At 37.7% G+C, this 14,560-nt stretch carries 8 protein-coding genes; 3 read left to right on the plus strand and 5 right to left on the minus strand.

Translation table 11 applies throughout. The features are described 5' to 3' along the window. Positions 1-34 precede the first annotated feature (34 nt). Complete coding sequence (locus tag ACZ1AQ_RS10575; RefSeq protein WP_489632871.1) at positions 35-1,153, plus strand: vWA domain-containing protein; 1,119 nt, start codon at positions 35-37, stop codon at positions 1,151-1,153. Between the two features lie 262 nt (positions 1,154-1,415). After that, positions 1,416-2,873 carry a magnesium chelatase gene (locus ACZ1AQ_RS10580; protein WP_489632872.1) on the plus strand — a complete coding sequence of 486 codons (1,458 nt, stop codon included), beginning with the start codon at positions 1,416-1,418 and terminating at the stop codon, positions 2,871-2,873. A gap of 250 nt (positions 2,874-3,123) precedes the next feature. On the opposite strand, the gene ACZ1AQ_RS10585 is transcribed toward ACZ1AQ_RS10580, so the two are convergent. After that, positions 3,124-5,547 (minus strand): AsmA family protein, encoded by a 2,424-nt coding sequence (locus ACZ1AQ_RS10585; RefSeq protein WP_489632873.1) that lies wholly within the window; start codon positions 5,545-5,547, stop codon positions 3,124-3,126. A 151-nt stretch (positions 5,548-5,698) separates the two neighbouring features. Here ACZ1AQ_RS10585 and ACZ1AQ_RS10590 point away from each other — a divergent pair, with 151 nt between their 5' ends. Beyond that, the gene (locus tag ACZ1AQ_RS10590; protein ID WP_489632874.1) at positions 5,699-6,559 is read left to right on the plus strand and encodes an EamA family transporter; all 861 of its coding nucleotides are present in this window, start codon (positions 5,699-5,701) and stop codon (positions 6,557-6,559) included. A gap of 257 nt (positions 6,560-6,816) precedes the next feature. On the opposite strand, the gene ACZ1AQ_RS10595 is transcribed toward ACZ1AQ_RS10590, so the two are convergent. The 4 genes from ACZ1AQ_RS10595 to ACZ1AQ_RS10610 form a co-directional block, all read right to left on the minus strand. After that, a complete protein-coding gene (locus tag ACZ1AQ_RS10595) occupies positions 6,817-7,368 on the minus strand; it encodes a cupin domain-containing protein (protein WP_489632875.1) in 552 nt (183 codons plus the stop codon). A gap of 71 nt (positions 7,369-7,439) precedes the next feature. Beyond that, positions 7,440-8,273 (minus strand): helix-turn-helix domain-containing protein, encoded by an 834-nt coding sequence (locus ACZ1AQ_RS10600; RefSeq protein ID WP_489632876.1) that lies wholly within the window; start codon positions 8,271-8,273, stop codon positions 7,440-7,442. Positions 8,274-8,706: 433 nt separating this feature from the next. Then, the gene (locus ACZ1AQ_RS10605) at positions 8,707-9,105 is read right to left on the minus strand and encodes a hypothetical protein (protein WP_489632877.1); all 399 of its coding nucleotides are present in this window, start codon (positions 9,103-9,105) and stop codon (positions 8,707-8,709) included. A gap of 6 nt (positions 9,106-9,111) precedes the next feature. Then, entirely contained in the window at positions 9,112-14,535 is a 5,424-nt protein-coding gene (locus ACZ1AQ_RS10610) for a fibronectin type III domain-containing protein (RefSeq protein ID WP_489632878.1), read from the minus strand. Positions 14,536-14,560: the final 25 nt, after the last annotated feature.

A 14,560-nucleotide genomic window follows, 5' to 3' on the forward strand; every position in this document is an offset into this window, starting at 1 on the left:
ACTATAAATTTATAATCCAATTTTGTTGTTTGCGATGAAAAACCAAAACCGTGCTGGATTTTATTTTAAGACCTACGAAGCGCCATTTCAGTCGCCGTTTGACCGTTTGTTCCCTATTTTTAAAGAATTAATTACGCATACTTCGGGTGATTTTGACGAAGCGATTGCTTGGCTGCGTGAATTGGACAAGGAATATAAATTGACCGATGCCAGTTATACTATCGATGATTTTATTGAAGATTTAAAGAAAAAAGGGTACATCCGTGAGGAATTGAAAGACGACGGCACCACAGGAACGGGTATCACAGCCAAAACCGAACGCGCCATCCGTCAGCAAGCGTTGGATACCATTTTTGGTACGATGAAACGCTCGGGGAATGGCAATCATAAAACGAAACATAGCGGTGATGGCGATGAACATACGGGTGAGTTTCGTGAGTTTCATTTTGGAGACAGTTTGGAACGTATTTCGCTGACCGAAAGTTTGCGCAATGCCCAAATCAATAATGGGGTAGCCGATTTTAAACTTACAGAAAACGATTTGGTGGTCGAAGATACCCAATACAAAGCCCAAATGAGTACGGTTTTGATGATTGATATTAGCCACAGTATGATTTTGTACGGCGAAGACCGTATCACACCTGCCAAAAAAGTAGCGATGGCATTGGCTGAACTGATTACAACCAGATACCCAAAAGATACTTTGGATATTTTGGTTTTTGGAAATGATGCTTGGACGATTGCGATTAAGGATTTACCGTATCTAAAAGTCGGACCTTATCATACCAATACCGTCGCCGGTTTGCAATTGGCAATGGATTTACTCCGAAGAAAACGCAACACCAACAAGCAAATTTTTATGATTACCGACGGGAAGCCAAGTTGTGTGCGGGAGAAAGATGGCTCGTATTATATGAATAGTAATGGCTTAGATCAATACATTGTAGATAAATGTTATACTCAGGCACAACAAGCTAGAAAATTACATATCCCAATCACAACCTTTATGATTGCAAATGATCCGTATTTGCAAAAATTCGTGACTTATTTTACCGAAGCCAATCAAGGAAAAGCCTTTTATACGGGTTTGAAAGGATTGGGTGAAATGATTTTTGAGGATTATGAAGCGAATAGGAAGAAGCGGATTAGGTAGTTTTCGGGTATCAGTTATCAGTTATCGGTTGTCGGTTGTCGGTTGTGAGTTATGGTTATGAGTTATGAGTTATGAGTTATGAGTTATGAGTTATGAGTTATGAGTTATGAGTTATGAGTTATGAGTTATGAGTTATGGGTTATGGGTTATGGGTTATGGGTTATGAGTTGTGGGTTATGGGTTATGGGTTATGGGTTATGTGTTATCAGTTACAAGTTTAATAGAGCAAGCATAAATTAAGATCAAAATAAAAATACCATCAATGAAGCATATAACAACTTTAGGCGCATTAAAACAATCGGGTTATCAGCCAAGAACGATTAAAGAAGAATTGCGCAATAATTTGAGAAAGAAATTACAAGCGGGTATTCCAACTTTTGAAGGGGTACACGGATTTGAACATTCGGTGATTCCAGAGTTGGAGCGCGCAATTTTGTCGAAACACAATATCAATTTGTTAGGGCTTCGCGGGCAAGCAAAAACGCGTTTGGCTAGAAAAATGGTTGAATTGTTGGATGAATACATTCCAATTGTGGCGGGTTCTGAGATTAATGATGATCCTTTCCGACCAATCTCTCGTTACGCCAAGGATTTGATTGCCGAATTAGGCGATGCTACACCCATAGATTGGTTGCCAAGAAGCGAACGTTTTTATGAAAAATTAGCGACGCCCGATGTAACAGTAGCCGATTTGATTGGGGATGTCGATCCTATCAAGGCGGCGAATCTAAAATTGTCGTATGCCGATGATCGCGTGATTCATTTTGGGATGATTCCCAGAGCGAATCGCTGTATTTTCGTCATCAATGAGTTGCCCGATTTACAAGCTCGTATTCAGGTAGCTTTGTTTAATATCTTGCAAGAAGGCGATATACAAATTCGAGGTTATAAGTTAAGAATGGCTTTGGATATGCAGTTTGTTTTTACCGCCAATCCAGAAGATTACACCAATCGTGGTAGTATCGTTACACCTTTGAAAGACCGTATTGGCTCTCAAATTTTAACGCATTACCCAGAAACTATTGCCATTGCTCGTACCATCACGCAGCAAGAAGCCAAACTAGAAAGCAGTCAGACCGATTTGGTGTATGTTCCTGCTTTGGCCAAAGACTTGTTGGAACAGATTAGCTTTGAAGCGCGAGATAGTGATTTTATTGATCCAAAAAGTGGCGTGAGTGCTAGAATGAGCATCACGGCTTACGAAAATCTGATTAGTACGGCTGAACGACGTGCTTTAAAAGCGGGAGAAAGCACAACAACAGTGCGTTTGTCTGATTTTATGGGCGTGATTCCTGCCATAACCGGAAAAGTAGAATTGGTTTATGAAGGGGAACAAGAAGGCGCTGCGGTGGTAGCCCAACATTTGATCAATGATGCGATTCGTACCTTTTTTCCAGGCTATTTCCCAAAGATTGAAAAACTCGAAAAACAAGGAGAAAAAACAGCTTACACCGATACTTTAGAATGGTTTTTTGCCGAAAGTGGTTTCGAATTATTGGATGATGCCACGAATTCGGAATATCAAACTATTTTGGATAGTGTGACACCATTAGAAGTCATTATCAAAAAATACCAACCACAATTGCCTAAAGAGGATTACTATTTTATGAAAGAATTCTTGTTGTGGGGCTTGGCTTCGTATAAAAAGTTGAGCAAAGATCGATTTTCTGAAGGCTATCAGTTCAAGGATCCGTTTGGGAGTTACATCAGTAAATTATAAATAAACTGTTGGATGAAATACAAAGTAAGATAGTAAATTAACCACATAGAATCATAGATTAAAGTAAACCGTTATAGAAAAAAATAGAAATAACACTTTTTTCTCACATAGATTAGCTATGTGAATAGTATGACGTCTATCTATTTCTTTTAAAAAAAACTACAAATTCTATGTTTCTATGTGGTAAAAACCATTCCACAACACTGGAGATAAATTGTAAAAGGGTTTAGTTCAATGCTAAACCCTTTTTTTATTGCAGTTTTTCGTTTTTGTAGCGCACTTTGATTTTAAACGGAGCGTTACCTTCTTCAATGGCTTGTAGGTGTAGGGTAATGCCTTTTTTTCTATTTTCTTGGGCTACTTTTTTGTTGGTTATCTCTTTATCTTTTGAGGGATCTCGCAAATGAACATCGAGTTGCATATTAGAATTCCCATAAAAACCATAAGAGCCTGCTAGGTCAAAATTGAGTACCGATGTGTTAATAGGAGTAGGAGCGAGGTGGGCAAAACCATTTTTGAAGACAATATTGATTACAAGAGGATCAATGGTTACGCGATCAAAATTACGAAAAGGGAAGGCGTATTTTCCGATTCTTCGCAACGGTTCAAATTGATTCAACGCGCCATTATTCAGGGTAAGTTTCAAATTTCCGGTGAGAGAACGTTGTATTAAATTTATAGTATTGTCGAAGTAGCCATCCAAAACTCCCGAAACAAAAAATTGACCCGAAACAGATTTTGGAGTTAGTACTTTGGAGCCAAAATTATCAAAAGCTCTCAAAAGTTCAGCACTGTTTACTTTGTTTGCATTAAGTTTTACGTTGAAGTGGTTGTTTTTTTTCTGATGCGAAACCATTCCATTTACCAGCAATGAACCACCGCCAAATTGCAACGAAGCCTCTTTTAAGATGGTGCGATCAGGAACTACCTTAATTTGAGCTATTGCATTTTGTGCTCTGAATTTTCTGTAGACGATATTTTTAGCTTTTAAATTAATTGTTGCGTTGGATTGGTGTAAGATATTGATAACGTTTGGAGTAAGTGTGGTTTGTTTTTTTATACTTGTCTTTTTTCCACTACCCAAACTAAAGTCTCTTAAATCAATTCTTTCAGCTTGGATATCCCAGTTTAGTACAATTTTTTCTGGAGTATCATAATAAAAATTTAGAAAATTATCCGACTGCCCTTTCATCTTCAAGGCACTATTTTGGGTGTTCAATTCGATTTGGTTCACCTTTAATTCTTTTGAAGTAAAGGACAAATCAACACTGCTATTGTTAAATTTTTTCTTGGAATCCACGTGAGTACCACTCGCTTTTTGAATCACAACCGAACCAAGGAGTAAGGGTTTTTGCATCTCTAAATTCACCACATCAGCTTTAAAAGCAAGTCGCAAATCTGCTTGACCGCTATCAAAGGTTAGTGTTTGTTTCACCAATGTTTGATTCAGTTGTTCTAAATCGAAACGGCTAACAAATGATCCAGAAGCGATAGGTTTTTTCAAATCCAAAATCATCATATTTTTGGTGGTAAACGGAATCGTATGGACTTTTCCTCGAAAATCATCAAGAAGGATAGCTGAATTTTCATCACTAACGCCTTTGTTCTTTTGGTATTCGTTGGTAAAAATGCCTTTAAAAGTACAATCGGTTACTTGATGGTCAAAGTAGCTCAGTTCATTATTTTTGATGTTCGCTTCCACTCGAATGTTGGGGTCGCCCTCTTTGTTCAAATCACCAAGAATAGTGCATTGCACGCCAAAAGGGTCTCTAAAATCAAAAGGTTTGAGTTTGCTGCTAATGTTGTTGGACAACAGTTTATAAGCCGCTTGCCAGCGAATTTCTGGATTAATAATAGCAATAGAAAAGGAACTGTTGGTCTTGCTAACGCCAAAATCCGACTGAATTTTAAAAACGTCTTCTCCAATCGACAAAGCAGGGGTGTTAATTGAAATAGTGCCTTTGCTTTCCGAATATTTTGCTCGTAATGTTCCTTGAATGACTTTGTTCTTGGCAAAACTTCCGTGTTTGGTATTGAAAGCCATACTTTTTACCAAAGTGTTTAATGCAATATCAGCTTCCCAACCTTCTGAAGTAGTATGTTTTTCTATTCGAAGTTTTTCGATAACAAAATCAAATTTTTTATGCTTGAATTGGTTGTCAGAAACAAAGGAAACGTTGTTGAATTTTAGATGATTCAAATCCAACGACAACGAACTTGAACTTGTTGTATCGGTTTTTGGAGCACTTGAAAAAACAGCTGTGTTGCTATACCCATTGGCGTCTACAAACAACTGAATTTCCGCATCATTGATAGACAGATTATCAAGTTTTATTTTCTTTACAAAAATAGCCCAAGGTTGAATTTCGGCATAAATAGAAGGCGCTTGCAACAACGTTCTTTTATGTTGTGCCCACAAACTGTCCTTGATGCTGACTTCTTTTATGGCAATGGTCACGTTGGGAAATCCACGAAAAAAAAGTACTTCAAGGTCGCCAATTTTTACTTCGCCTTTGCAATTTTTATTGGCTATTTCTCTAACTTCTTGTAACAGTTTGTCGTGATGAGTGCCCACATACCAACCCAAAATACCATATATACTTATCAAAACGAATACGATGATAAGAAAAAATTTACCTATTTTTTTACCCAAAGGCAACCATTTTTTAGTCATAAATGAAAGGTTTTTTAGGTTACAAGTACTTCGTTTTTAATCAAATATAGTCAACATAAATCACTTTAGGAACTAAAGCGTAAACAATGCTATGCTTTGCAGAAAGAAACCCCCCTCAGAATTTGTATTTTTGGTCAATAAACTCATCCTTATGCTCTTTTTAATTCTAAGTATCGTTTGTAGTGTTACCGTGGGCGTCCTTTTCAAGTGGTTTAGAAATCACGCTGCTTTCAACAGTAAAGCCATTATTGCGACCAATTATGCTATTGCCTTGTTGCTGTGTTATTTTTGTTTTCCACCACAATTAGATACGCTACTTGAACAAGGGCCTTGGCCTTTGTATCTCGCACTCGGACTTTTGTTACCGGGTGTTTTTCTATTGCTTTCACAGTCCATTCAGCATATCGGTATTGTCAAAACCGATGCCGCACAGCGCTTGTCGTTGTTTATTCCGTTGCTAGCGTCTTGGTTGCTTTTTGGGGAACAATTCAGCACACTCAAAGTGTTGGCTTTCGGTGTGGGATTTCCAGCCTTGCTGCTTATATTGTCCAAGCCCACCGCCAATAGCAATTCCAATTGGGGCTATCCTGCTATGGTGTTGCTGGGTTTTGGAGTCATCGATATATTGTTCAAACAAATCGCCTTGCAAACCCAACTGCCATTTACCAGCTCGCTTTTGGTCATTTTTGCTATTGCTTTGGTGATGATGAGTGGAGTAGTGGGCTACGAAATGTTCATCCAACGCCAAAAAATTGAAGGTATCAATGCCCTTTGGGGAATAGCAGTAGGCGTTTTCAATTTTGGAAACATCTATTTTTACCTCAAGGCGCACCAAGCTTTTTCCGAAAACCCGTCCACTGTTTTTGCAGGAATGAATATGGGCGTCATCGTGTTGGGCAGTCTTATTGGCGTGTTGGTTTTTAAAGAAAAACTATCCCAAAAGAACTATTTGGGGATTTTCTTGGCGTTATGTGCCATTATTCTCCTTACGTATGCTCAATTAAATGCGTAATCTTTTCTGGGAGCACCACTTCCTTGCGCACCACACGAGTCGTCCCGCTTTCCGCTACAATCTCTTATGCCGAACCCCGGCACAAGAGGATTTTCGCTACAATCGGGGCTAGGCTAGTACGTTTTGTTTTCATAAAAAAACAGCAGCATCGTTTTAAGAATACTCCTGTTTTGTAATTTATGTTGCAAAAGGATAATTAATTAAGAGTAGAGACTCGTTGTTTACTAGCACCAAAAGATAAACGCTTTTTTTTTAAATCAATAAGCTAATGGAGGTCCAACAATTTTCATATCGTGTTCTTCAAAAATTTTAGCAGCTATCTCTGGTTTTGGTTGTGCGGTGAGGTTGCCAATTGTTCTAAAAAAGTCTTCCATTTTTCCAGAAGGTTGAAAAAGAAATAACATTTTCCCTGTTGTCGATAATTGGGCAAAAGTATGAGGAACATTTCTCGGCAAGAAAATAGTATCTCCTGTTTGGAGTTGATAGCGTTCCGAACCAACTTGAAAGAGATAGTCACCACTTACAATAAAGAAAATCTCATCTTGATGGGGATGAATATGCAATGGCGGTCCTCCTTTTTCATTTCCAATGTACTCAAACACACTAAGGGCACCCTCGGTATCTTTGGAGGCAATCTTGATATTATTGGGACTACTGCCGTTGATGAGGGTTTTTTCCTCAAATCTACTTTGGTTGGCTTTTACAACAAAGCCTTTTGGGGTTCTTGTTGGTAGATTAGGCAATTTATGCCCTAGAGCCAATAACGGAATGGTAGCGGCTGATGCGGTAATAAAGTTTCTTCGTTTCATAGTCTTTTGTTGTTGGTTACTCTACAAATTTGCTATGAAATTTTAGCAACAAATGGTAAAAAAACGACATTTTAATAGGTATCTGCTTCACCAAATTTCCGCTCAGGAGAATTCAAATCCAATAAATGAAATGCAGTAGGGGTGTGGTGGGTAAATTCTTTGTAATCTTTGGCCAAATGTTGGTAATCATAGTAACCACATTGTAGCGCAATGGTAAGCCAATCGTAGTGAGGATATTTGTTTTTCATTCGGAAAGTACTTTCAAACCTAATGATTTTGCTGAAGTATTTTGGAGAAACTCCCATGCGTTCTACAAACTTTCGTTCAAATTGACGTGGACTCAAACAAGAAGCTTGCGCTTGTGAATCGATACTGAAATTTTGCGTCGCGCTCAATAAAGAATTGCAAACCATATCCAATCGATGCGCCTCTTTTTTGGAGTTTTGTACTTGTCTCCATAAAAAAGATTCAATTACTGATTTCATCTGAACATAATCTTTGGCCTGATGCAATTGTTCGTTGATGTTCTTTATTTCTTTTGGAAAGATGGTCTCTGCATCAATATAAGAATTGGTGAGCTCATTTGAAGGAATGCCAGTGATTCTGAATAAAGCTCCAGGACGAAAAACGATTTGGAACACCAAAAAATCATTGCCCACGTAACGATTCGTAATCTCACTTTGTTGTCCGATAAGCACGCTTTTTAAATTACTAATCTTAGTAGCGCTCTTGGTGTAAGAAACTGTTTCGGTGTCTTTTGGATAAAAGCTCAAACAGTGTTCGGCTCTTGGTGGATACGCCTTAAAAGGAAGCGTTGCCTTTGAATCAAATACAAAATGTACTATCCGATAGACCCGAATGAATTCTTGCAAGGCAACGGAAGGTTGTAATTCAAATAAGGCCATACATTACTTTTTTAGAAAAGTAAAGGTACGAAGTCATTGCTTTGAATTGTTAAATTATTGTAAATGATGTTTTTAGTGATTGTTTTGAACCCAATCGCTCGGATATGTATAAATGTTTTTTATCATAGAATGCGGAGCGGGGCTTTACACGACAACTCTTTGCGGAGCGGGAGAAATATCCGCGCAATCAGATTTTTAAATTTAAGAATGTCGACAAAATTTAAAGCAATTTATTTTAGATTGTTGATGAACTTTGTTGGCACGGAATGCACCCGAGCGATAGCGAACTGTCTCGTCCTAAAATAAGTATAAATATGTAAACTTATTTTAGGACGAGACAGAACTTAAAAAAAACGCAAAAGTCATGAGACTTTGCCGGCTTTTCATGGGAACACTTCGGGGAGCGGGGACTTTGCGGAGCGAAAAAAAAAACCTATTCTAAACTTTCATCTTGCCCTTCTTTTTTCTTCTTTTCTTTTTCAATTCTTGCTAGATCTATAGAATCCCATTCTTGTTGTAAAATATTACCTCTAAAGACTTCTGGTCCTTCATTTAAGCTGGATTCTATTTTTCTTTTTTCTTCTTCCTGTTCTTCTTTTGATAATGAATCCCAGCGTTGTTTTTCTTCTATTTTTTGAATTTCAAGTATTTTTTCAGAAATCTTAATTTGGTCATCGAACGATAAAAGATCCAACTGCAACAAATTGTTATATTCAACTGGCGGAGGATATTTAATAGGCGGAGGATAATTTAACTTCATCATAGCCAATATCTCAATGTTTTCACTATTCATTTCAATAGGGAAATCTTCCGGTTTAATAATTTTCTTCATAATAATTTAATATAATGGTTTGCCTAATTCAATAAAATCTATATAATACCAAGTATTACCATCAGTTCCTTTAAAAGGAATGGGCTCAGAAACTTGTTTAAACAAACCTTCTTCCATAAGTACTTCTTTTTGAATCTGTTCAATTGGAGGTGAAGCGGAATGTCTAATATTCCCTAAATTTTCACCATAATCTGATAAATCATCTAAGTATACTCCTGTTTTCGTTTTAATTCGTCTTATTACTTTAATGTTTTTTGTTTTATCAGAGGTTTTAATTGCAAAATGTATCGAAACATTTTCATCTAATGAAGAAGATACAAAACCTTTGTTAATTTCAACTTCCTTACCCATTTTTCCAACAAATAAGTTGTCAAATTCTTGTTGTGAATAAGCTCGACCACTAAATACTATTTCATTGACTTTATTTCTTTCAGGTACTTTTCTTAATTCTGCCAATCCTTCCTTTAAATGTACTAAAGCCCTTTCAGCATACGCTCCAAAATGTTCCCCGTATCTCATTGGATTATTCAAGAAATTACCCCAAGCAGTATAATTCTGGGCTGTTGCCAATTGTATTTCTGTTGCGTTACCAGTAGGTAAAAGTTTGCCTTCCTTTTTTAATTTTCTAATTGTTGTTAGACCTTCTTCCATCTTAGGAGTTAATGACCAAAATTTCACAAATCCAGGTCTGTTTGGAGTGCCAACAAAATCGTCTATAGTTTTTATTGATAGTTTGAATTTTTCAGGATTATCTTTAAACCCTCTCACCATCTCAGCAAAATCATCAATATCACCCTCAGTCATTTTATCAATCCATCTTAAAACATCGGGATTTGCCGTTTTCAATATTTCCTCAAAACTTTTTAGTTGTAGATTATTAGAAAAATATACTTTTACTCTTATATCTTGAATAAATTTACTAATATTTGGATAATCAGTAAGTAATTTATCAATATTATATATTATATCGCCTCCTACCCCAAAAGCCTTCCAAATTTTTTCTTGCTTTGTTATTAATTCCTGTTCAGCAAGACTTATGTTTTTGATTTCTGTAACGGCAATTTTCCATTTTAAATACTCAGCCGCAATAATTGATTTTATCTCTTTACTGTCCTTAAACGCTTGCTTTACTTGACTAGGTAAATTGGTTGCAAAACTTCTAATCCCTGAATTGGTGATTAGGTTTTTTAAGCCGACAACTCCCATAGCTCCATTAAACACATTAGTTGCAGTAGCTAATCTTGGGTAGTTTTTTTGGACATATTCTGTATTTATCACTATATCACCCGCAGCACCTGCTACTTCTGCCAATGCCCATAGTCGCTTTGCCATAGTTGCTCCTTGAACTATAGCTGGTAAACCTGTTACTATTGTCAATCCGTTAAGTGTAAATAAAGTGGATTTTTCAATAGTATTACTGTTTAATTTATCTAATCCAAACTTTAAAAATAATGCGGGTATAATAATCTCTTTTCCTTTTTGATAGCCTGCATTATTTAATGCCATTTCTATAACTTGTAAATCATCATTAAAATCAATCATTACAGGAGAAAGAGGATTTACTTCTAGGGTACTCATAATTTTCGGTACACCTACTGGAGCATAATAGGCTCCTGAACTATTTCCTACAACTGCCTGAATAGCTGTTGCAGTATGAGTAATTCGTATTTTTCCATTGTCAGGGTTGTACTGAAAACCTTGTTCGTATATTTCGGATGTACCTTTAATTAAATCAGATGATGAGATAATATTTACTTTAGATTTAGTAAAATACTTGTCTACAAAATATTCTTCTTGCTCTATAGCAGGTATTAGATCCATCCAAGCTTTTGGATTGGTTTGATACATATTTAAAAGCATAACATTTAATGAGGTATAATTATCCCCATCAAACGGATTTATAGAATGATCTGTAAACTCATCTATATAATGCTTCAACAACTTATTAGTATCTTTTTCTAAGAGAGTGAAAAAGGCTTGATATTTTTCCTCTTTAATGCTATTCATTAGTCTGAGTAACGCTTTTTCGTGTTTCTCATCTAAATCACTTAAAGAAGAAATTTTTAGAATAAACTTTTCTATTTGTTCATACGTTAATTTTCTAATGGTACAAATATCAACTTCATTAATCTTTGTCGTGATTTTTTCAACATCGTTATTATCTATTAGAACAATTACAGCATCTTTTTGGCTATTTAATAAAGCAATATCTTTACCATCGCAATTAGTACCTGCAGCACTATTTCCTTGATCTATACCATCAATCCTGCAAGGTACTCTATCACTAAAAGTTACTTGTCCAGAAACTTTGATATCATCTATATTAAAGCCTTTTTTATTAGATAAATAACTCCACTTTGCTGTATATCTTTCATCATATCCACACTTATCTCGCATCCAAAACAATTGTACTAGAAGTTCTGGACTTGGATTTTTTATAATATCGATTTTTAATGGTGTAGTTGAACCTTCAGCATAGTAATTATTTTTGTCCCATTTATAAATAACATTGTTTACAGATATTCCATGTACTGCACCATTAGGAAGCGTTGGGTTACTTCGGTTGAAAGTAATATAAGTATTCGATTCCTTATAGGTAAACGGTTCCCAGTTTGGTGTTAATTGAGGTAAAGTAAACTCCCCATCACTATCCCCCTGAATAAAAGGATACAACTGCAATCCAGGCGCATGTAATACTTGCCAATCGTTGTGGTTTAGGGCAAGGCCAGTGCCATAATCCATAAGGAGGTCGGTGGTGGTAGTGGTATTGTATTCGGTAAAAGGATGTTCTAAACCAAAGACTCCATGACCTAGTTCGTGTGCTAAAGTGCGTATCGTATTGTTTTTATTGAATATAAAACCATACTGGCGCTTTAGTGGCATGAAACCTAATATATTTGATTTGTCTGAAGGAGCATCGGTGTAAATGATATAGTAGGTGTCTTTTTTGTATGCTGCGCCTAATTTTTGCTGTAAGTTGGTGATGATTTGTTGCTGTTCGTTGGTGTAGGTAGCTAATAAACCACTTTCGCTCGTTTGTATGCTTTCGCCCCAACTGTTGTCTAGGCTTATGTTTGTAGTATTTACAACAAACGTTACCCCTGCTGGCTCATAGATTTTGTTTAACTCTGTTTGTGCATCGCTTGGTATCGAAGCTCCATTCACACTTACCAAAGTCACATTGACTTTTTTATTGCTTAAGTGCCACAAATCAAAAGTTCCGGCTATGTCGTATTTGCCTGCCGCTTCTTTAGGATCTTTAGATGCAGCGGGGCGAACCGTGGCAATAACGGTTTCCTTAGCAAAATCTAATGTTTTTCTAAGGCTAAGGGTGGCGACATTACCGTTCCATATGATTTGTGTACTGTCTATAGCGGTACCATTCTGGGTTTTGAACACCAAATCCTTCTTGGTTTTTCCGTTTTTGAAATCGACAGTGGCTACAATAACATCTTTCTCAAAAGGACTATTCGAAATAGCCTTGAAAGGAACGTTGTACGTGCCACCGCTTTTTTGAGGAAGGGAAGCATAGGTTTTATTTAACTTGCCATTTTGTGTGGTAGGCGCGGTATCAAAGGCATATTTTCCGTCGCCTTTACTGAAAACAACGCTCACATCTGGCGAAGTAATCTCGGCTACTACACCTCCAGAACCCATGCCGTTCGTGTTTTTAGGCGTAGGAATGCCACCAGGAGCGACTTGTCCAGAAGATTCTATTGGCCCAGCGGGAGCATTGGCAGCAACGGTGTATTGTTTGCCATTTTTGTCTGTAAAAATAATATCATTCGGCGTTTTCTCTTGTACAAATGAAGCACCATTCGTACCTGTTACCGTTATAGTGCCATCAGGATTTTTGACAACGGTTGCAATTTCAAACTGTATGTCATGATTGATCACTTCACCTGCGTCACCAAACACATCTTTGACTACGCCATCCAAATCTCCCATACTTTTCCAATTCGGATCATAACTCGCTATAATCTCCCCTGAAATCAGTTTAAAATCAGTGTTTATGCCAATGTTGTCAAAAGTGATACGAATACGGGAGAATTGCCCAATGTTTACTTTCTCGCCACCCAGTGCGTCGGCGGCGTCAATCAATGCTCTAAACTTTTCTAAAAAGGGGAGGGTGACATAACCTTCGCCTGTAAATCTGCCGTTGCTTCCTGAGGATTTAATCACCACAATAGGGAAATCGCCCGCTGTTACTACATCGTTAGGCAATAAGTTAGGCAAAGGATTTTGGTTGGCTAGATCTTTTGGATCGGGCTTGATACCACAACCTACAAAAGCAATTTCGTCTTTGGCCAAGGTGGTAAATTCTTGGAGACCGCTGTGTACATATTTTCCTTTTTCGCAAGCGGCTCCTACGGTATACTCATAGGTAGTGTTGGGTTTTAGATTCGCCAATGTTACAAACTCACGTGGGGTAACGGCAGTATACCATTGGGAGTCGGCATTTTTTTCGCGGTAGTTTACTTGGTAATCAAAGTTATCTAGGGCGCCACTCCACGTTACTTTGGCTTGGTCTTGACTTACGCCATCAGTGGCTATTTGTAGCGGTGGCGTGCAATAGACATCATAGCTAAACGCAAAGATTTCGCTATACCCATTGTTCTTAAAGACGCCAATTTCTTCGGCGCCCACGAGTGCTTTGGCTTTGATGCGCCAAGCGTAGCGTTTGCCTGGAATCAATTGGGGTTCTGCCACGCCATATTGCAAAGTGGTGGCTCTAGTGGTGGTGGTATAAATAGGAGGGGAGTACGCAAAAGCATTTTGTACAGGCGTGTATTGGTCCCAAATCTCTACCAAATCAAATTGGTATTCTACATTACTCACATTGATTTGTCTGGGCGTCCAGCTAAACACAATGTTCTGAATGTTTTGCTGCATGATGCTGGCCTTGTTCAACGGTAAATTGAGCAAGGGCGGTTCATTTTGGAAAATAACAGCGGTCACGTTGCTTTTTCGAGATAGTTTTTGTCCCGTGGCTACATCATAGACTTCTACCGAGAAGGTGTAAATCCCTTCGGGTATGGCTTGTGCATATTGGTTAGGCGTTATCCCAACAATGTTTTGAAACTCAAAATAAGGCGCCAAGTTGACATTGGTCAATTGTAGCGGCACACCACCTTCTAGGAAAAGCGGTTGCGCACCTACCACAAAGTCATTGTTCATAAACGAAATTCCGTTGCCTTGCCAGTAGCATTTTATGCGTACCTGACGATTCGAAATGGTTAAGTCGTTCAGCACGATTTGTATTTTTATGGGGCTATTGCTAGTGGTCGCATCGGCATAATTGCTCCAATAAATAGGCGAGGGCTGATTGATTTGAGTGCTGATGGTAACCGGGAAGGTTTGGGCAAAACCCGTTAAGCCCATAAGCCAAAAGGCAAAAGTAAATAGTAGGTGGTTTAGTTTGTGTGGCATGGTATTGCGTTTTATAAAACTAGTA

The sequence above is a fragment of the Flavobacterium sp. UM26 genome (genome assembly GCF_057922445.1).